Source organism: Tolypothrix tenuis PCC 7101 (genome assembly GCF_963874875.1).
Classification (GTDB): Bacteria; Cyanobacteriota; Cyanobacteriia; order Cyanobacteriales; family Nostocaceae; genus Aulosira; species Aulosira tenue.
This window is the reverse complement of record NZ_CAWNJS010000001.1, coordinates 8,111,768-8,132,093: the sequence shown is the minus strand read 5'-3', so window position 1 is coordinate 8,132,093 and position 20,326 is coordinate 8,111,768. Positions and strand designations below refer to the sequence as shown.

14 protein-coding genes are annotated in these 20,326 nt (G+C 40.4%); 4 read left to right on the top strand and 10 right to left on the bottom strand.

The features are described from left to right. The first annotated feature begins 90 nt into the window (after positions 1-90). Entirely contained in the window at positions 91-2,580 is a 2,490-nt protein-coding gene (gene recG / locus AACU25_RS32050; protein ID WP_096582617.1) for an ATP-dependent DNA helicase RecG, read from the top strand. Positions 2,581-2,591: 11 nt separating this feature from the next. Here the strand turns inward: recG and AACU25_RS32045 are convergent, their stop codons facing one another. The 8 genes from AACU25_RS32045 to AACU25_RS32010 form a co-directional block, all read right to left on the bottom strand. Further along, positions 2,592-3,716: an ABC transporter permease gene (locus AACU25_RS32045; RefSeq protein WP_096582615.1), complete on the bottom strand. Its 1,125-nt coding sequence runs from the start codon at positions 3,714-3,716 to the stop codon at positions 2,592-2,594. Between the two features lie 124 nt (positions 3,717-3,840). Beyond that, entirely contained in the window at positions 3,841-4,248 is a 408-nt protein-coding gene (vapC, locus tag AACU25_RS32040; RefSeq protein WP_096582613.1) for a type II toxin-antitoxin system tRNA(fMet)-specific endonuclease VapC, read from the bottom strand. After that, the gene (locus AACU25_RS32035; RefSeq protein ID WP_096582611.1) at positions 4,245-4,499 is read right to left on the bottom strand and encodes a hypothetical protein; all 255 of its coding nucleotides are present in this window, start codon (positions 4,497-4,499) and stop codon (positions 4,245-4,247) included. Before AACU25_RS32035 ends, vapC begins: the two co-directional genes overlap by 4 nt. Positions 4,500-4,677: 178 nt before the next feature. Beyond that, a complete protein-coding gene (locus AACU25_RS32030; RefSeq protein WP_096584347.1) occupies positions 4,678-5,817 on the bottom strand; it encodes an ABC transporter permease in 1,140 nt (379 codons plus the stop codon). Positions 5,818-5,902: 85 nt separating this feature from the next. Continuing rightward, entirely contained in the window at positions 5,903-7,861 is a 1,959-nt protein-coding gene (locus AACU25_RS32025) for an ATP-binding cassette domain-containing protein (RefSeq protein ID WP_096582609.1), read from the bottom strand. A gap of 119 nt (positions 7,862-7,980) precedes the next feature. Beyond that, positions 7,981-9,243 (bottom strand): HlyD family secretion protein, encoded by a 1,263-nt coding sequence (locus AACU25_RS32020; protein WP_096582607.1) that lies wholly within the window; start codon positions 9,241-9,243, stop codon positions 7,981-7,983. A 502-nt stretch (positions 9,244-9,745) separates the two neighbouring features. Further along, positions 9,746-10,795: a tellurite resistance TerB family protein gene (locus AACU25_RS32015; protein ID WP_096582605.1), complete on the bottom strand. Its 1,050-nt coding sequence runs from the start codon at positions 10,793-10,795 to the stop codon at positions 9,746-9,748. 177 nt (positions 10,796-10,972) lie between these two features. Further along, positions 10,973-12,196 carry an alpha/beta hydrolase family protein gene (locus tag AACU25_RS32010; protein ID WP_096584344.1) on the bottom strand — a complete coding sequence of 408 codons (1,224 nt, stop codon included), beginning with the start codon at positions 12,194-12,196 and terminating at the stop codon, positions 10,973-10,975. 291 nt (positions 12,197-12,487) lie between these two features. Between AACU25_RS32010 and pap the strand changes: the two genes are divergently transcribed. Continuing rightward, positions 12,488-13,996 carry a polyphosphate:AMP phosphotransferase gene (gene pap, locus AACU25_RS32005; RefSeq protein ID WP_096582603.1) on the top strand — a complete coding sequence of 503 codons (1,509 nt, stop codon included), beginning with the start codon at positions 12,488-12,490 and terminating at the stop codon, positions 13,994-13,996. Positions 13,997-14,715: 719 nt separating this feature from the next. On the opposite strand, the gene blaOXA is transcribed toward pap, so the two are convergent. After that, positions 14,716-15,567: a class D beta-lactamase gene (blaOXA, locus tag AACU25_RS32000; protein WP_096582601.1), complete on the bottom strand. Its 852-nt coding sequence runs from the start codon at positions 15,565-15,567 to the stop codon at positions 14,716-14,718. A gap of 1,546 nt (positions 15,568-17,113) precedes the next feature. On the opposite strand from blaOXA, the gene AACU25_RS31995 reads away from it, so the two are divergent. Both AACU25_RS31995 and AACU25_RS31990 read left to right on the top strand, forming a co-directional pair. Beyond that, complete coding sequence (locus AACU25_RS31995; RefSeq protein ID WP_096582599.1) at positions 17,114-17,467, top strand: hypothetical protein; 354 nt, start codon at positions 17,114-17,116, stop codon at positions 17,465-17,467. A gap of 421 nt (positions 17,468-17,888) precedes the next feature. Further along, positions 17,889-19,817, top strand: a complete 1,929-nt coding sequence (locus AACU25_RS31990) for an alpha-amylase family glycosyl hydrolase (protein ID WP_096582597.1) — start codon at positions 17,889-17,891, stop codon at positions 19,815-19,817. Between the two features lie 71 nt (positions 19,818-19,888). Here the strand turns inward: AACU25_RS31990 and AACU25_RS31985 are convergent, their stop codons facing one another. Next, a complete protein-coding gene (locus tag AACU25_RS31985; protein ID WP_096582595.1) occupies positions 19,889-20,107 on the bottom strand; it encodes a DUF4351 domain-containing protein in 219 nt (72 codons plus the stop codon). Between the last annotated feature and the right edge of the window lie 219 nt (positions 20,108-20,326).

Sequence of the window (20,326 nt, the reverse complement as noted above, 5' to 3'; positions counted from 1 at the left end):
ATTGGTAATGAGAATTTCTTCCCTTGCTTCCCCATATCCCTAGTCCCCAATCCCCAGTCCCCAGTCCCCAGTCCCCATGCCCAATGCCCCATGACTAATGAAACACCCGATTGGATAAGATTGCAAAAAGCCTTAGCTGTAGAGGCGGAACACGGTTTTACAGATTTGATGGGTAGGCAATATCGCTTTAGTGAATTTCTCAGTTTGACTCTGGGCAAGTTTCCTATTGGGTTACCCACAACTGAACGCCGTCGCTGGCAAGAATTAGCGCTGCAATTTGCAAAATATTCTCATTTGGGCTTGGAAGATAGGCAACATTTAGTAGCAGAAACACGCAGGTATCTGTATCAATTACAGCAAGATAGCGGTAAGCCACCAGAAAATAATGGGGTAGCTGAGGCGCAGCAGAGAAATTATCAATCGAAAAAACAACAGCCGACAACGCCGATTGTGGCTGAAGTGAGTCGGAGACTAGCACCCAAAATTGACCAAAAACTCAGCGATTTACCAGAAATCGGCATTAGAAAAGCTGATAATTTGGCGCGTTTGGGTGTGTATACTGTACGCGACTTACTTTATTACTATCCCCGTGACCATATTGACTATGCACGTCAGGTAAATATACGCGAGTTGCAAGCGGGTGAAACGGTGACAATAGTCGCGACAGTGAAGCGCTGCAACTGTTTTAATAGTCCGAAAAATCAGAAATTATCCATTTTAGAACTGATACTGAAGGATAACACCGGACAAATCAAAGTCAGTCGCTTTTCGGCGGGTGCAAGGTTTACCAGTCGCGCTTGGCAAGAAAGTTTAAAACGGCGCTATCCGGTGGGTAGTGTGATTGCAGCTTGCGGATTGGTGAAAGCCAGCAAATACGGCTTGACGCTGGATAATCCGGAATTAGAAGTGTTAGGAAATCCTGGTGATACGATTGATTCTTTGACCATTGGTCGCGTTGTGCCAATTTATGCCTTAACTGAGGGTATAGCGGCGAATATGGTCAGGCAAGCAGTGATAGCTGCTTTACCCGCAGCGGCAAATCTCAAAGACCCCTTACCCAGTGGTTTGCGAGATAAATACGGCTTGATCGAATTGAAAGATGCGATCGCTAATATTCACTTTCCCCCAGATAGTGCTTCTCTGCAAGTTGCCCGTCGTCGCCTGGTTTTTGACGAGTTTTTCTATTTGCAATTGAGTTTATTGCAACGGCAACATCAAGCTAAACAAATCCAAACTAGCGCTATTCTCGCTCCTAAAGGTCAGCTATTAGAGAAATTCTACGAAATTATCCCTTTTAAGCTCACTGGCGCGCAGCAGCGAGTTATTAACGATATTCTCAACGACTTACAAAAACCTGCACCGATGAATCGGTTGGTGCAAGGTGATGTCGGTTCTGGGAAAACTGTGGTGGCTGTGGTGGCTATTTTAGCAGCGATTCAATCTGGCTACCAAGCGGCGCTGATGGCTCCCACTGAGGTGTTAGCAGAACAGCATTACCGCAAGTTAGTAAGTTGGTTTAACCTGCTGCATTTACCAGTAGAATTACTGACAGGCTCAACAAAAACTGTGAAGCGGCGACAAATTCATGCCCAGCTAGAAACAGGAGAATTACCTTTATTAGTTGGCACTCACGCCTTGATTCAAGACCCGGTAAACTTTAGGCAACTGGGGTTAGCAGTAATTGACGAACAACATCGCTTTGGGGTGCAACAAAGGGCAAGATTGCAGCAAAAAGGCGAACAACCTCATGTATTAACAATGACAGCTACTCCCATTCCCCGGACATTGGCATTGACAATACACGGAGATATGGATGTTAGCCAAATTGATGAGTTACCACCAGGACGGCAAAAGATTCAAACTACAATGCTGACAGGTCAGCAACGCAGCCATGCTTACGACCTGATGCGGCGAGAAATTGCCCAAGGAAGGCAAATTTACGTAGTTTTGCCGTTGGTGGAAGAATCAGAAAAACTGGATTTGCGTTCAGCTGTTGATGAGCATCAAAAGCTACAAGAAAGCGTTTTTCCGGAGTTTCAAGTCGGGTTGCTTCATGGTCGCATGACTTCCGCCGAGAAGGACGAAGCAATTACCAAATTCCGCGAGAACAAGACGCAAATTTTGGTTTCAACTACCGTTGTAGAAGTAGGCGTAGATGTGCCGAATGCGACTGTAATGCTCATTGAAAATGCAGAGCGATTTGGTTTATCACAACTGCATCAATTGCGGGGAAGGGTTGGGCGTGGTGCGGCGCAGTCCTATTGTTTGTTAATGAGTAGTTCCAGAAGTCCTGACGCACAACAACGGCTAAAAGTGATGGAACAGTCCCAGGACGGCTTTTTTATCTCGGAAATGGATATGCGTTTTCGCGGCCCTGGGGAAGTTTTGGGAACTCGTCAATCGGGTGTGCCTGATTTTACCCTAGCGAGTTTGGTGGAAGATGAGGAAGTTTTGATATTAGCGCGACAAGCAGCAGAGAAAGTGATTGAAATAGATGCAACTTTAGAGCGTTGGTATTTAATGAAGGAAGAGTTGAAGTATAGGTATGAAAGGTTAATGGGTGGGGCGATTTTGACTTGATGCTATAACCATTAACTCAGTTGGCGGCGGAATTGATTGATGCTGATGGATAAGAGTAATGTAGCGAAGAGAAAAAGTGCGATCGCATTCCACCAAAGTACTTCTAATCCTACGCCTTTGAGCAGTATGCCGCGCACAATTTCTATATAATGGCGCAAGGGATCTAGTAGAGATACATACTTAAAGAAAATGGGCATACTTTCTATCGGGGAAATGGCACCAGAAAGTTGAATCAAGGGTAAATTAATAAAAAATGATGTCAGCACAACTTGCTGCTGGGTACGGCAAACTGTAGCTAGCATGATTCCAATACCAATTCCGACAAATAAATATAGTCCTGATAGGGCTAAGAACAGTAGAAAATTTCCGCGAAAAGGGACACTAAAAACTAACTTTCCTATACTTAAAGCTAAAATTACATCGCCCATTAGTAACACAAATAAAGGCACAATTTTAGCCAATAAAATCTCCCAGGCTTCTGCAGGAGTCATTAATAATTGTTCTAGTGTTCCTGTATCTTTTTCTCTCACAACTGTGATTGAAGAGACTAAAGAACTAATTAGAGTTAAAACTAATCCTAAAACTCCTGGGATGAAAAACCAACTACTTTTTAATCCCGGATTATAAAGAAAAGTGGTTTGGGGAGTAATTAATGGCGGGGCTTGATTAGATGATAAGCGGCGACCAAATTGATTTATCATCTGATTGAGATAACCTTGGGCGATACCTGCTGTATTTGCGTCAACTGCGTCAATTAAAATCTGCACTTCGCCAGACTTATCTTCTGCTAAATTCCGTTTAAAATCTGGCGGGATAATTAAACCTGCGGTGATTTTTCCTTGGCGTACCTGTTCTCCTAAATCTTGAACATTGTATAGATATTCTTCTAAGGTAAAGACTTTATTGACTGTTAAAACGGAAACTAATTCTCTACTTTCATAGGTGTTTGCATAATCGACTACTCCTAACTTCAAATAATGCACATCTGGATTGAGTGCAAATCCATAAAGTAGCATTTGGATTGTTGGAGGGATAATTAATAATACTAATGTTTCTCGACTCCGTAATATTTGGCGAAATTCTTTAGTTGCTAAACTCCAGAATCGGCTATTAAATAAGGTTTGAATCCAGTTCATATTTAGGTAAAGTTAGGAGGATTTGGTGATGGGGAAGAGTTGATTTTTGAAATCGAATTGATTGCCGCTAATGGATTTGAATCACCAATCCCAGAGTCAAAGTTAACTTCTTCTCTATCTTTCATCAACTCTCTTCCTCCCAATCCTCAATCTGCAACCCATTCACTCGCCCAAATTCCCGCGTATTATGCGTGACCAAAATTAAATTATTCGCCATTGCAATAGCAGCAATTTGTACATCATAGGGGCCAATCGGGGTACCACTCGCAGCCAATTCTGCCCTTAGTCTCCCCGCTATGACTGCGGCGGCTGAATCTAAATGTATGATATTAAACTGACTAAAAAAACGTTGTAATATTGCTAAATTTCTCTCCAGTTGAATGCTACGGTAAGCACCATAATAAAGTTCTAATAGGGTAATCGTAGAAATTACAATATCTTCTGGTTGTAAGGATGCCAGCCGATTTGTTACCACCAGACTACTGTTATTGATTAAGCGGATACAAACATTTGAATCGAGCAGATAAGTCAAAATAGCTGCTCCCTAATTTCATAATCTCCCTGGGATGGTCGTTCTAGCGGTTCTCCAACCCAACCACCAATTACCTCTTCAAAAAAGCCAGGCATCCAGCCTCTTTGCTCTGGTGTTTTTAGCTGAGTTTGTGTTTCTAGTGTTTGATAAATCACCATAATTTCCACTTCTTTATCTGTTATCCCCACTGGGATATCTAAATGTAAAACTCCATCTGCACCAATACGCTTTTTTAATTTAATACTATGCATAGCTAATTCACCTTTATATAGTGGATTGAATACTTATTCACTAGCATTTGATGAATGCAGGGTTGCTTGCATTCTAGAAGCAAAATAAGTTTTTTTGCATCTGTAGTTATCATTGTTCATCCGTTGTGGAAACTCACCAGGTTGTTTATACATTAATTCTGCTAATCGGTAGTGTGAGCTAATCTGAAAGTTGCATTCGCTTTAAAATGCGACGTGCAACATTAAATAATAATAATCCTAAAATAATTAGCATTACTATAGAAAACCAAATACCTACCCAGCCAGTACCGCGCACGTAGGCATCACGGGTAATTGTAATATAGTATCTGGCGGGAATGATTGCAGAAAATAGTGAGAGTGGAAATGGTATGTTGCTGAGAGGATAAATAAATCCTGATAGTAGTAAAGCTGTGAGAAAGCCTAATAAGGCTACAGCTTGAACCGCAGCATTTTGGTTAGGGACTCGCACGCCAATTAATAAACCAAACATGACACTATCTATTAAAAATAGTAGCGTTCCTATTAATAAAGAAGTTGGCTCTACTACCCAAGATAATTGCCAAATGATAGCACTGATCAGCATAATAACTATGGCTATGCAGATACCAATTAGTAGAAAAGCTAAACCTTTGCCTAAAAGTAATTCTTCGGCAGTGAGACTAGAGGCATAAACTTGTAAGATTGTACCTTTTTCTTTTTCGCGTACCATAGCAACTGCTGTTAATAATGAGGGATAAATCCACAAAATAACGGCATAAATACCAGGTACGATATACAAGGATTCTTTTCTACCGGGATTGAACCACAGGCGGATATGAGTAATGATTTTATCAAATGCAGATTGCAAACCAGAATCTCTTAAGAAAAATATTGTGGTGGCTTGAATACTGTTTTTAATAATTCGGGCATTATTTACATCAGTTCCATCTACTAAGACTTGAACATCAGTACTTAAACCTGATTTGATGCGACGGCTAAAATCTGGAGGAATGACGATAGAAGCTTTCGCTAATCCTTGATCAATGGCTGTTTGAGGATTGCGAATTTCTGGACTTTCCTTTGCAGGAAAAAAAGGAAAACTAGAATTTTGAATAGGTTCAAATTGATTAGTAGCAAATAAGCGCTCAATATAGCTACGACTGAGAGGACTGTTATCGAAATCTTGGATAAATAACGGAATATTTTTCGATTCCAGACGAATCACAAAACCAAAAATAATTAAGGTGATTAATGGTAAAAGAAACGCCAGCGCTAAAGAAAGGCGATCGCGCCTAAATTGTGCTAATTCTTTGCGACATTGAGATAAAATTCTTTTCATTTGGTAATTGGTAATTGGTAATTGGTAATGGGAATTTCTTCTCATCTTCCTCATCTCCCAGTCCCCAGTCCCCAGTCCCCAATCCCTAATCCCCAGTCCCCCCTATGCGCTGTACTATGCCAATGAAAGCATCTTCGAGGGAGAAGGGGATAGAGCGTAGGGAATGAATATTGATACTATTATTTTCGAGAGTTGAGCGAATATGGGGAATTTCGGAGTCGGGATAGTCGAGAACTAGGTGGAGGCGATCGCCAAAAATTGAGACTCGCCAAGCTGCTAATTGTGTTTTCAGTAAATTAGAGGCTGTTTGCGTTTTGTCGGTGACTATCTCGATTAATTGTCCTGGTTGAGCGGCTTTAATTTCGCTGGGTGAACCTTGAACTACTACTTCACCTGCTACCATAAAGCCCATGCGGTTACATTGTTCGGCTTCTTCTAAATAATGGGTTGTTACTAATATTGCTGTTCCGGATCTGGCAAACTCATTAATTAAGCGCCAAAATTGACGACGCGCTAAGGGGTCTACTCCTGATGTGGGTTCGTCTAAAAAGAGAATTTCTGGTTCATGCATTACGGAAGCACCAAAGGCGACGCGTTGCTTCCAACCTCCTGGAAGTTGTCCGGTAAGCATATTTTCTCTACCGACTAAGCCACAAGTCGCCAATACCCAATCAATTTTTCTGCGGCGTAATCTTCTAGGTACGCCGTAAACTCCACAATAAAATTCGAGATTCTGGATAATAGTTAAATCATCGTAGAGTGTAAATTTTTGGCTCATGTAACCAATGCGTTGTCGTAAAGCACTGCTACGTAAATTTTGAGTTTGTCCCGCTAAGGTAATATTTCCTGATGTTGGTTCTAGCAGTCCGCAGAGAATTTTAATTGTAGTTGTTTTACCTGCACCATTTGCTCCTAATAATCCATAAATTTCGCCATAGCGAATTTCTAAATCTACACCTTTAACTGCGACAAAATCCCCAAAGACTTTTCGTAAGTTATTTGCACCAATTGCCACAGAAGCAAAATTGTTTACCCTATCACCTATCCCCAGTCCCCAGTCCCCAGTCCCTTTTTTAGTACGAGGAAAAGGAAGGAATTCTGGGTCATTTCCAGATGCACGTAAACGGGTGACAAAAACATTTTCTAGGGTTGCATCTGCAGCTTGAATATTGTCTAGTTGTAATTTGTTTTGTGTAAAAATTTTCTCGACTGCGGCTTGTGCTGTAACGATGTCTTTTGCTAAGACATCTAACCTATCGCCAAAAGTTTGGATATCGACAATAGATGTTTGGGTATTATTGCTAGCTTCATGTAATACTTTCTCTGCTGCTTCTATGTGATTGGTGCGAACTTCTAAACGTTGTAAACCTAAACTTTCTCGCAACTGGGAAAGCGTACCAACTTGCTGAATTTCTCCCTCATACATTAAAGCAATGCGATCGCATCTCTCGGCTTCATCGAGATAAGGTGTAGCAACCACTACAGTCACACCTTCCGCCGCAATCGCCGCTAAAACATCCCAAAATTCCCGCCTCGATACTGGGTCAACACCCGTCGTCGGTTCATCTAGCAATAAAATTTCTGGTTGAGAAATCAACGCACAACACAAAGCCAACTTCTGCTTCATCCCACCGGAGAGACGACCCGCCAAGCGATCGCCAAATTTCTCCAAACTCATTAATCGCAGGTATTTATGGCGACGCTGTACAAAAACATTCTCAGGAACTTCACGCAAGCCAGCGCTATAACGGAGATTTTCATCAATGCTGAGGTCAAGATACAAAGAAAATTGCTGTGTTAGGTAACCAATAGATAAACGTGCATCCCGGGGAGGCTTACCTAAAATCTGGATATTCCCAGCCGATGCTTCCATCACCCCACCCAAAATGTGGAATGTCGTAGTTTTTCCCGCACCATCAGGGCCAATTAAGCCAAAAATCTCTCCCTGCTTGACAGCAAAATCAATCCCCTTCACAGCAACTAATTTGCCGTAGCGTTTTTGTAAAGCCTCCACTTCAATTACGACACATTTGTCATTTGTCATTGGTCATTTGTCATTTGGTAATGGGTAATTGGTAATGGGTAATTGGGGTTTGTCTACCTTATCTCCCTCATCTCCCTCATCTCCCCAGTCCCCAATCCCCAGTCCCCAATCCCCAACCCCTACTTCTCCAACGAAATATCAATCTCCCCATCTGCCGGCATTCCTGGTTTAGCAAATCCTTCGGGGTTGTCGATGGTAATTTTCACACCAAAGACTTGTTTTACTCGGTCTTGTTGGAAATAAATATTCTCTGGGGTAAAAGATGCTTGAGTATCAATAGCAGCAACCTTAGCACTCAGGGGTTTTTTAACTGCTGAGTCTAGAAATATCTTGGCTTCTTGACCGACGCGCACTTTCCCAATATCGCCTTGGGGAATAAAACCACGGAGATAGACTGTCTTGGGATCAATTATTGTCAGGAGAGTTTTGCCAGTGGTTACAACTGCACCTGGTTCTACACTGCGGCTGACAACTACGCCGTTAATTGGACTAATGACGTTGAGGTCGGCAATTTTGGCTTTCATTTCCTGCTGAGAGGCTTTAGCATTGGCGACATCAGCTTGTGCAGCGGCGAGTTTCAAGCGAGTTTGCGCCAATTGCGTGGTTAAGCCAGTGAGTTGAGTGCTGCGAATGGAGGGGTTATACCCAGAACTTTGAGCTTGGGTTAATTGTCCTTGAGCTGAATTGACTAATTTGCGGAAAGAATCGACAGCCGCTTGACGGGATCTGAGGTTAGCTAAAGCAGTTTCCCAGCTAGTTTGCGCTTGATCGTATTGTTGCCTAGTTACAGCTCCCTGATTTACCAATCTAGCGTAGCGATCGCGGTTCATTTGCGCCAATTTCAACTCAGATTTGGCTTGTTCTACATTGGCGATCGCTTGATTTAGCTGCGCTTGACTGGAGGCTACTGATGATTCCGCCTGAAAAATCCGACCTTTCGCATCTCCCAAAGCCTGTTTTAAAACCAATTGATTTTCTAAAATTTGACTTTCTAAAATACTAATTTGCAAGCGTGCTTGTTCTTCTTGCTTTTGCATCGCATCCACACGCGCCAATGCACCTTTAAGTTGAGCTTGGATCTCTGCGTCGTCTAGCTTGACAATAACTTGATTTTTTTGCACAGTATCGCCTTCGCGCACCGCTACAGACTCAATTCTTCCCGCTACTTTAGCGCCAATATCAGTTTCATAACCTTCAATCCGACCAGTTACTCGCAGCGTATTGGCTTGTGAGTTCGAGGAAATCACATAGGAGGTGAAAATCCCAATACCTGTGAGTAATAAACCTAAAGGTATCAACAAACGAGGAGAAAGTTTGTGTTTGCCTTTAGTTGCTGTCCCAGTGTCAAAAGGTTCTTGAGGAGGTGAGAGTGGCTGCGCCATATATTTTAGGGTTCACAATGAGATTCAACGAGAAATGACGATTCTGTCTGCACACAGGTTATAGCAAGTTTTTATCAGATCCGGCTAATACACGTGCCGATGATAGTTTGACATATTACCAACTCAACCACCCAAATTATTCATCATTTGACATCTGATAAATTTTCTCCCATAGAGAAAAGAGCTAATTTCAGCTTACAGAAGAACTTGCTCGTTCCACGCATTTTTAGACCATTGGATAATGCGATCACTCTTAGTAAATTGTCAACCACTCTCAATACTTGTAGGGTAAGGGGAAAAAAGGGAAAGGGGAAAGGCAAAGAAAAAACATTTAATCCTTAAAAAGCAATCAAAATCTGTTTTTTTAAAGAAATATTAGCAGTTCCCACCCTACAAAATTGACCAATTACCAATTACCAATTACCAATTACCAATTACCAATTACCCCTTCCCCAAATACTTATCCCCCTGCTTTCACTACAGAGGGATGACTATAATTTTGCTAATTAAACTCGATACTTTCTACAAAATCTAAAATCTGTTCTTTAATGTTCTCGATTTCTTCTTCTAAAGGTGCAGGTTTGTCGCCATTCAAGAAGCTGCGCTGACTGCTGACTATATATAAAAAATCAGAATTCATAAAGGTAATTAACCCTCGGTAGGCATCTAATCTTTTAGCATTGCCGTTATTTTCTTGCTTAGAAATTGTTGAACCTTGCGGCATATCAACTAATACGTAGTAAGCACCATCTAAGGCATCTTCTAAATATTCAGCATACTTGATTTCCGAATTGGGTACATTAGCATAAATTGCTTGAGGTACATATTTTTCTACTAAAATTGATTGGAGATATTCTTCCTGTCCAACAGTTTCTATATCTTCAAGGTATTCCGGGAGAAGTGGATAATAATCAATTCGTAATAAAGTCCCTATGTCATCAGAAAAGCCAACTACTCCTTCCTGGCTTTGAATTCTCCCTCCATTCTCTGATTTAACTGGAATGGGAACTGTAAAATTTCCTAAAGGCGATTCATACACAGAATCAAGATAGTCTTCAGGTAAGGTAATTTCCGCTTCGTCATCTGCAAACTCAGCATTTTCTCCTTCTTCAACAGCAGCAATTACCTCTTGAATAATTTCCTGTGCTTCTTCATCTTCTAAATCCAACGCTGCTTGTAATTCTTTTAGATAAGCCTGTTTTGCTGGCGGAATCGTCAATTCTTCGTCTATAAGTACAATGACACCAGCCGCAAACCCATCCAGTACAATATCATCCCCTAAGGCGGCGCTGGCGATATTGTACAAAGCGCCGAGTCCATCTGTTTCGGCGATGTCGATTAATCTATAGACGATTTCGGTGATTTCCTCTTCTGCATATTCGTCAAAAACCTCGAAATCCCACAGAACGCTGGCTAAACTTTCTGCATCTACATCTTCTAGAGAAGAATCTGCGATCGCAGTGATCACCGCGATCGCGGCTACAGCTTCTTCTGGATTCAAAACATCTTCTGTGGTTTCTTTTGAGTTAAAAATCTTATCATAACGAGTCATTATTGCTACCTCCAAAAAATAGCTTTCTATTCATCACTGATTAAAAGAGAGAATGGCAAGTTTCGCAATAAAGCGAATCTCCCTTAACGAAGATTCGCCATTGTAGCCATAATTTATTTAAGGTTTATTTAACAACCAACGAATAACTTTTAGTATAAAGTCAGGTTTTTTGCTGCCTTATTTTTTTGAGACATATAAAAAGTGATTAGTAATGCTCTCATAGAACTTCATACTAGTCCAGTAAATTAAGTGACCATCAGTTCCCCACTTTGTTTTATCGGTCATTTCCTCATTTTCTAAATTTTCGTAGTAATCTAGATTACCGCTAATTGGGTCTTTCAAGTGAAAATAATTCACCCATTTGAGTTGCTCAAGCTTACAAGTTACTGGATTTTTCGATAAATAGGAAATTTTGCGCGTAAATTCTGGCTTGACGCGGAAAGAATTAAGGTGTTCTAAAATACGTTGTCTAATATATTGCTGTTCCTCTGCAGTTTCGCGAAAGAAAAAAGCAATTTTATCTAAAGGTGAGCCAAAAGTAATTAATCCTTTCAGCTTATCAATACCCATATTTGCACTAGATTCCTTATCCAGGCTGGCCTCAATACAGAGAAGATTTAAGGTATCGTAAGCAATACAACTACCAAGGGAATGTCCCGCAATAATCACTTGATCGTATCTTGCGTGCGGGTCTTGGCTAATTTGTTGCAACAAAGCTAGACAATCTGTAATTACTTGCTGACGAATTCTTTGGTAAGGTGATTTGGGATTAGTTTTAGTGTAGATAGAAACATCACCCACAAAATTAACCAAAGGTGGCGTAATTAGTTGTTTACTAAGTTTCCATGCTGATTGTAAAAAACGTCCTTTGAGCATAGGACCAGTTAATAACAAAACTAACAAAATTGCTAATCGTAATCCAGGGTAAAGGAAGTTAAATAACCGCAAGAATAAAGTCAGCGATCGCAGTCGGAATTTAAATACACCTTGGCGATGTTGGTTATCCAGTAATTTATCTAATAAATCTTTATTTTCCTTACGGTTGTAAAACTTAATTGTCCCATCTAGGGTTTGTTCCGCCCATTGTAATATCTCAGGTACAGTGGTTTTATTTTCTGTATCAGGTGCCCAATAATATTCATGAACATCAATTAAATCTTGTTCATTATGAGGAGGACTTAACCTAACAAAGCTTTCTGTCCACGCACCGCCATTAGCTAGTTTACGCCTAGCAATTAAATGTTCTAATTCAGTTGGTAAATTCTGCCCTTGAAAATATTTGAGGAAGTTCTGAGCAAAATAGTCTACAGTTTCATAAGGATTTTGTTCGCCAATCCCATGAATCAGCAAAAAAGCTGTGCGTCCTTGAGGAAACCTCACATTCATCGGTGTTTCAGTCATGCCAATCACCATTAGAGAAAAGTTTTACCCTGAGTAGTTGACTTGGATTGGCTATCCACGCCCACTACTGCTTGTATACAGTCTTAAGCAGCAAGGCAGCTGCTATTTATACTGTCACGAGCCTGAAGCCAAATTCCTTAAATAGTTGTTAACAAATTTATATTTCACTTACCATTTATGTTTACTCTAGTGTTTTCGGCATATTATCTATAATTCAGCAATCAGTATCCCGAAAAATTCGCAATTCTTAATTAAGAGTTACGAATTACGAATTACGAATTAAAAATTATTATGTTAAATACACTAGATTTAAGCTTGACTTTAGAGAAAGCAACTTATAAGTCTGAGATTGACAGACTCATGCATCAACTGCGGGTGTTGCAAACTGCTTGTTGGGAAAAAAAATTACCTGTGATTGTCGTCTTGGAAGGTTGGGCTGCTTCTGGTAAAGGTGGGTTAGTCAAGCAAATGGTATCTTATATTGACCCCCGTGGATTTAAAGTTCATCCCATTTGGGCGGCTACACCCGAAGAACGCCAATATCCCTTTCTCTGGAGGTTTTGGGAAAAACTACCATCCCAAGGCGTAATCAGCATTTTTTACCATAGTTGGTACACCCATGTTTTAGAAGACCGTTTATTTGAGCTTGTGTCAAACGCTCAAATCCCCACCTTAATGGGGCAAATTAATTCTTTTGAACGGCAAATGGTAGATGATGGAGTTGCGATCGCTAAATTTTGGATACATCTCAGCCGTAAAGAATTAAAAAGCCGCTTGAAAGAATATGCTAAAGATCCCCTGACAGCTTGGCGGGTACGTAAGGAAGATTGGCAGCAAGAAAAACATTACGATCGCTATACGGCTTTTGCTGAGGAAATGCTAGTGCAAACTAGTACTGGGAGTTCTCCCTGGACTTTAATAGAAGGTGATTCCCAACGCTGGGCTAGGGTAAAAGTACTAACTCATCTAGTAGCTACTTTAACAACTGCGCTGGATAGACTAGAAATTAAACTTCCTGCGCCGATAATACCGCCACAAGCGCATTTAGAACCCACAGAACCTAACATCCTGGCTCAGGTTGATTTAAACCAAAGTCTTTCCGAAGTAGACTACGAGGAGCAATTAGCTAGAGAACAAATACAACTGCGTCAGTTGCAGTTAAGCATCCACAAACATCAAATTCCTGTATTAGTGCTATTTGAAGGTTGGGATGCAGCAGGTAAAGGTGGAGCTATTAAGCGTTTAACTGATATCCTCGATCCCCGGAGTTACTTCGTCCATCCCTTTGCTGCACCTTCAGATGAAGAAAAAGCCCATCATTACCTCTGGCGATTTTGGCGACGATTACCCACAGTTGGCACAATTGGTATTTTTGATCGTTCTTGGTATGGGCGTGTTTTAGTTGAGCGAGTCGAAGGATTTGCACTAGAAACCGAGTGGCGCAGAGCCTATCAAGAAATTAACGAATTTGAAGCCCAATTAACCAGTGCAGGTTACGTTTTAGTTAAATTATGGCTACACATTAGCCCAGAGGAACAACTAAAGCGCTTTACTGAACGCCAAAATGATGTTTTTAAACAGTACAAACTCACCGATGAAGATTGGCGCAATCGGGAAAAGTGGCCTTATTACGAAGTTGCAGTTAATCAAGCAATTCAACGCACCACTACCCCAACTGCGCCTTGGACAATCGTTGCTGCTAATGATAAATATTATGCCAGAGTTAAAGTAGTTGAAACTGTGGTTAATGCCATTCAAGCAGAAATAAAACGCCGCAAACGAGCAAATCGTTTTAGTTAAATATTCCTAGTGTAGGGTTAAGGGGGAAAGGTAAAAGGGTAAAGGGTAATAATACCAATTCAAATAATCTTTGCCACATATAAATTCTTTGTAGGGGCAAGGCACCAGTAAGATAATTGAATATACCAGAAATTTTTGGATGCCGTGCCCTAACCATCTTTCGCATGATTTTTTCAAATTGGTATTAATACCAAATCAAATAATGTTTGCAACAAATCAATAATATTCTAGAGGGCAAGGCAATGCCCACCTGTTTCAACTTAAGCTAAAAGCTATATAGGGCGGGCATTGTACAAATACCTCGCGCCCTCATCCCCTAACCCCTTCTCCCTCAGGGAGAAGGGGAATTGAATTTCTTGCTCCCTTCTCCCTCAGGGAGAGGGGCACAGGGTGAGGGCGAAACCTTTCAACCAAGCGGGTTTCACGTTAAGTTGACACGTATGGGCATTGCCTTACCCATTGGTGTCAACTTAAGCTAAAAGCTATATAGGGCAGGCGTTGTACAAATACCTCGCGCCCTCATCCCCTAACCCCTTCTCCCCCTGGAGAAGGGGAATTGAATCTCTTGCTCCCTTCTCCCTGAGGGAGAGGGGCACAGGGTGAGGACGAAACCTTGCAACCAAGCGGGTTTCACGTTAAGTTGACACGTATGGGCATTGCCTTACCCCCACAATCTGTCACATTCTTGTTTCAAATTGAAATTAACTACACAATTCACCTCATAATAACCCTAAAGCCTTGAGACTACGCCGAGTAATTTCAATGCGAACCGGAGCATCATTTTCATTGCGAATATCAATATTTGTTGCAAAGAAATAAACATTATTATTCTGTTCCAAATATCCTACAAACCAGCCAAAATTAGGAGTAACACTTGTAGCTAAACCTGTTTTTCCTCGCAGTATATAGTCGGGAGTACTTTCGTAAATCATAATATCTTTGACTAAATCAAAAGTCCGCTGTGAGAAAGGTAAATCTTGGCGCTGGAGACGTTCTAAAAACTCAATTTGTTGTCTGGCTGTAATTTTTAGTGGCCCTTCTAACCAAAATTTATCAATTTGCTCAGGTGTACCAATTTGACGATTTCCATAGCTAACTTGCTGGATAAATTTATTCATCCGTTCGTAACCAACTCTGCGCGCCAGCACTTGATAAAACCAAACTGTAGAATTTTTAAATGCTTGGCGGATATTGGTATCTTGATTCCATCTGGGAAATTGGCGCTGAATACCATCCCAAGTCAACACAGCCACATCATTGGGGATGACTCCAGTCTCCAAGGCGACAAGCGAGTTAAAAATTTTGAAAGTCGAAGCGGGTAGGAACGCTTGTGAATTGCGCGCCGCATTGTGTTCGTAAAATTTTTTGTTGTTGCGATCGTAAATTAAAATAGAACCTTGAATACCCAACTGATTAAATGAGCGTCCCAAGTCAACAGTTGCTGTAAGGGTAGGTTTTGGAATTTCCTGAGAATTTGCTGGTAAACTTTGAAAACTGCTAATTCCTAAAAATGTCACTAAGATACCAATAGCGATAATCGTTGCTGAAAAAATTCGTCGCTTGGGAAACATAAATATCTAACCTACAAAACTGATTGACAAACTAGCACCGCAAGGCGAAATTCAAAATAAGGAAGCACCATCAAAAATTCTTAACATACAGCGTACCTCACTAACTTGCCATCTGCTGTATTTATGCTGCGATTTCTGCAAGGAAATACGCAAATGAGAAAGCAAAAGCTGCTTTTGAATAAGTCATATCTACTTTTGCTTGCTAAATACACTGAAATGAGAAAGTAAAAGCAGCTTTTGAATAAGTCATATCTGCTTTGACTTGCTAAATACACTGAAATGAGAAAGTAAAAGCAGCTTTTGAATAAGTCATATCTGCTTTGACTTGCTCAATACACTGAAATGAGAAAGCAAAAGCTGCTTTTGAATAAGTCATATCTACTTTTGCTTGCTAAATACACTGAAATGAGAAAGTAAAAGCAGCTTTTGAATAAGTCATATCTGCTTTGACTTGCTCAATACACTGCAATGAGAAAGCAAAAGCTGCTTTTGAATAAGTCATATTTACTTTGACTTACTAAATACACTGCAATGAGAAAGCAAAAGCTGCTTTTGAGTAAGCAATATCTGCTTTTGCTGATTAAATTGTTGTGAAAACCTGTACTTGGGGTAGGGTGTGTTACGCCGCAGGCTAACGCACCACCAAGGATTGACACAGGATTTAGATACCCGACTTTTTGAAAATTTGGGTATCGGATCAGTAAGCCTTGTTAAGTATTAAACTATCAGCTTTTTGATTTTTAATACTGCATATATATGCTTATGACAATTTGCACAGGTTAGCTAGTAAATTTCATGACATATATATTGTTTTTAGAAAAAATCATAAATAATAAATATTTTTACTGACAATTAGATAATAATTTACACTGCAATTGGTTAACAATAAATTTTTAATATTAGGTGCTTACAACATTATTTATTTGAATATTTAATGTCATTTTTAATCTAAGAGGTTGTTTGAAAAGTTTTTTCCTGTGATTTTAATTGCACTTTTACCCCCCTTAATCCCCCCTTGGAAAGGCAGGGCTGTTTCATTCCCTAAAAGCCTTGAAAATGCAAGGGTTCAGGAGATGAAAAATAAGCAAGGCATTTAATATTAGGGATCAAAATGGTCAAGAATTTATGACTTTTGTCCTAATATTTATCGCCAATCATATTGACAAAATACATATCCTTACGAATGAAACGGCCCTGCCTTGGAAAGGGGGGAGACCGGAAAATCCAGTTCCCTCCCCTTTCTAAGGCAGGGCTGTTTCATTCCCTAAAAGCCTTGAAAAATCAAGGGTTCAGGAGATGAAAAATCAGCAAGGTATTCAATTGGCATTCAATCTTAGGCATCAATATGGTCAATAATTCATGACTTTTGCCCGAATATTTATCGCCAATCATATTGACAAAATACATACCTTATCGAATGAATCAGCCCTGCTTTCTAAGGGGAGGGCTAGGGTGGGGTAAAAAATATTTGATACACTACTACAGAATTTTCAAACATCCTCTAAGAGTACGCTCTTAAAATTATTAATTTTTGGCAAACATAGCTATGAAAAAATATTGTTACACAGCTTCAATTTTGCTGTTATTTTCTTTGCTGACAATACCAAGCGTTTCAGCTAAACCTAAACTTGAACAAACCAACGCTAATGTATCAACAGATAATACCAATTTACCAGTGAATAACATTCGCTCTAATGCAGGTGGGCGACTGCGAGGGCGCGAACGAGCTGCTTATGTTCATTGCTTGAATGCAGCAAAAAAGAACCGTGAACATACTGCTAGCATCAATTGCGCTCAAAACCAAGTATATAGACAAAGGAGAAGTAATATTCAAAAACCAAATCAGAATATTTCACCTGTCAATGTTGTGCCGAGTCCGCAAGCAGAACAGAAGCAATAAAAATGCGTTACGCTTGAGTTTCAAAAATCAAATATGAGTTCTATAATAATTAGCCGAACCATATAAAATATTGAAAAGCTCTCATTTAAATATGAGAGCTTTTTGACTGTATTAATGAAAATATTTTTAGGAATTTACAAAAGAGCATAACAATATTGCATTGCCCATACGATAAATCTATCTTTCGTTTATATACAGCGATCGCTTCCATAAAATGCCTGCTCTCTAGCTATTGATATCCCAAGATATATAGCTTATTGCTTTAAGTCATACCAAAGACAGAAGCTGTTAGTAACTGGAGATAGATGCCTAAAGCAGAAATATGATTAGATAATACCCATGTTTGCAGTTACATGAATAAGTTCACCACGACATCTTCTGAAGGCTGCAAACTTTTATTCTCTATAACTTTGAAATTTTTATGGTACAGACTCCCCCATCTCAATTTTCTCCAGAGCAATACAAAGTAGATGCTCCCAATCAAGAAGTAGAAAATATTATTCAATCACCGCCAACTGAGACAGACATTAATTTAGAATTTCTCTACACCAGAGATATTGAATTTCGTCAAGAAACTATTTACTTTATCGTTGTTGATCGCTTTCATGATGGCGATCCAGATAATAGCGAAGGTATCAACTCAGAACTCTACGACCCCACAGGACAAGACTGGGGTAAATACTGGGGTGGAGATTTACAAGGTGTAATTGATAAATTAGACTATTTGAAAAACATGGGAGTAACAGCTATTTGGCTAACTCCTTTATTTGAACAAGTTGAAGAATTATTTGTTGGTAATGCTGCCATACATGGCTACTGGACAAAAGACTTTAAGCGACTCAATCCTCGATTTATTGCTAAAGACGAAAACCCTTCTTTAAACGCTACTCAAGAGACAAAAGATACAACTTTTGACCGCTTAATTGCAGAAATGCATAAGCGCAACATGAAGTTAATACTAGATATTGTTTGCAACCATAGCACTCCAGATACTAGTGGTAGCAAAGGCGAATTATATGATGATGGCGTGAAAATTGCTGACTTCAATGATGATGTAAATCATTGGTATCATCACTACGGTGAAGTGCAAAACTGGGAAGATGATTGGCAAGTTCAGAATTGCGAATTAGCTGGTCTAGCAACCTTTAATGAAAATAATAGCGAATACCGGGAGTATATCAAGTCGGCGATTAAACAATGGTTAGATCGGGGTGTAGATGCTTTACGGGTGGATACTGTTAAGCATATGCCGATTTGGTTTTGGCAAGAATTCACTGGTGATATGTGCAATCACAAGCCAGATGTCTTTATTTTTGGCGAATGGATTTATAGTAGTCCCAGTGACGATCGCTCTGTGGAATTTGCCAATAACTCAGGGATGACAATTCTAGACTTTGGGTTGTGTGTAGCCATTAGAGCCGCATTAGCTCAAGGTTCAGAAAACGGTTTCCATACCATTCAATATATCTTTGACCAAGACCATCGCTACAGTGGTGCTACAGAGTTAATTACCTTTATCGATAACCACGATATGTCTCGCTTCCAATCGCTGAACCCTGATCCAGCGATGTTAAAAGTTGCGATCGCTCTCATTATGACTTGTCGTGGTATTCCCTGCATTTATTACGGCACAGAACAATATCTGCATAACGATACCGATGGCGGAAACGATCCCTACAATCGCCCAATGATGGAAAGTTGGGATACTGATACAGAAATTTACCGTTACGTCAGATTATTATCTGGCTTACGGCGATTAAACCCAGCCATATCAATGGGTAGCCACTGGCAAAAATACTTAACTGAAGATGTTTATTGCTACGTGCGCCGTTATCGTGATTCTTTGTGCTTTGTCGCTTTGAATCGCGGGGGAGAAGTCACTCTAGAGGAAGTCGAAACAGAATTACCAGATGGTGAACATACTTGTGTAATCACACGCAATAAGTATGAAGTCAAAGACGGCAAAATTCACAACTTAGTACTTGCAGAACGGGGAGTGATTGTTTTCAGCCACGTTGGTGAAAGAATCAAAGGACAAACAATTGTCCGCGTGCAATTAAACGGTGTACAAACTCAACCTGGTGAAATTATCGTAGTTACAGGAGATTGTCCAGAGTTGGGTAACTGGGATATCAGCAAAGCCTATCCCCTAGAGTACATCAACACCAACACCTGGTTTGCAGAGATTCCCTTTGATGAGAGTACTGGTAAGTTAATTAGTTATAAATATGCCATGTGGCGCGAAGGGCAATCGCCCCTGCGGGAGAATACCGTTCCTCGTCGCTGGGTAATTGCCAAAGAAGGTACTGTGAAATGGCGTGATACCTGGACATCGGGAAGGGAATCTTAGGAAGGTTGAAAATGTCCAAGCGATTGCACTATGGGTAGTTACAAAGCCAAGGCGATCGCTTTTACTTATCCTCAACTTTCATGAGCAATCAACCAGTTTTCTAAGTCGGCGATCGCACTAAAATCTAACAAGGCTTCACCCAAATCTTCTAACTGAGGGGTTGATAGCTGTTGAATCCGTTCCTGTAACAGGGGAGTTAACGCACCGACACGACGATTGAGCAAGCGCAGAACCATCGTCACAGCTTCTCTCTGACTTGCTCTACGTTCCCAACTTGTGACAATCTCCATAACTTCTTCCTCCTGTGCTGGTTCAATGGTAGCAATTACCGATATCGGGGAAAAATAGCTCTATGAACTCAGGAAAGAAGTTTTCTAAGAGTTCGCGTAGGATGCGTTAGCGATAGCGTAACGCATCAATGCCAAAGCTTTTCGTGCGTTACTGAGATTTTTTCAGAAATCAAATCAGATTGCTATGTAACTTCAAACTTTAGGCTTCATTCTTGGGGG

Coding starts and splice junctions, on each gene's coding strand:
- recG (WP_096582617.1), top strand. CDS start 91: ATGACTAATGAAACACCCGATTGGATAAGATTGCAAAAAGCCTTAGCT.
- AACU25_RS32045 (WP_096582615.1), bottom strand. CDS start 3,716: ATGAACTGGATTCAAACCTTATTTAATAGCCGATTCTGGAGTTTAGCA.
- AACU25_RS32035 (WP_096582611.1), bottom strand. CDS start 4,499: ATGCATAGTATTAAATTAAAAAAGCGTATTGGTGCAGATGGAGTTTTA.
- AACU25_RS32030 (WP_096584347.1), bottom strand. CDS start 5,817: ATGAAAAGAATTTTATCTCAATGTCGCAAAGAATTAGCACAATTTAGG.
- AACU25_RS32025 (WP_096582609.1), bottom strand. CDS start 7,861: ATGACAAATGACAAATGTGTCGTAATTGAAGTGGAGGCTTTACAAAAA.
- AACU25_RS32020 (WP_096582607.1), bottom strand. CDS start 9,243: ATGGCGCAGCCACTCTCACCTCCTCAAGAACCTTTTGACACTGGGACA.
- AACU25_RS32015 (WP_096582605.1), bottom strand. CDS start 10,795: ATGACTCGTTATGATAAGATTTTTAACTCAAAAGAAACCACAGAAGAT.
- AACU25_RS32010 (WP_096584344.1), bottom strand. CDS start 12,196: ATGACTGAAACACCGATGAATGTGAGGTTTCCTCAAGGACGCACAGCT.
- pap (WP_096582603.1), top strand. CDS start 12,488: ATGTTAAATACACTAGATTTAAGCTTGACTTTAGAGAAAGCAACTTAT.
- blaOXA (WP_096582601.1), bottom strand. CDS start 15,567: ATGTTTCCCAAGCGACGAATTTTTTCAGCAACGATTATCGCTATTGGT.
- AACU25_RS31995 (WP_096582599.1), top strand. CDS start 17,114: ATGAAAAAATATTGTTACACAGCTTCAATTTTGCTGTTATTTTCTTTG.
- AACU25_RS31990 (WP_096582597.1), top strand. CDS start 17,889: ATGGTACAGACTCCCCCATCTCAATTTTCTCCAGAGCAATACAAAGTA.
- AACU25_RS31985 (WP_096582595.1), bottom strand. CDS start 20,107: ATGGAGATTGTCACAAGTTGGGAACGTAGAGCAAGTCAGAGAGAAGCT.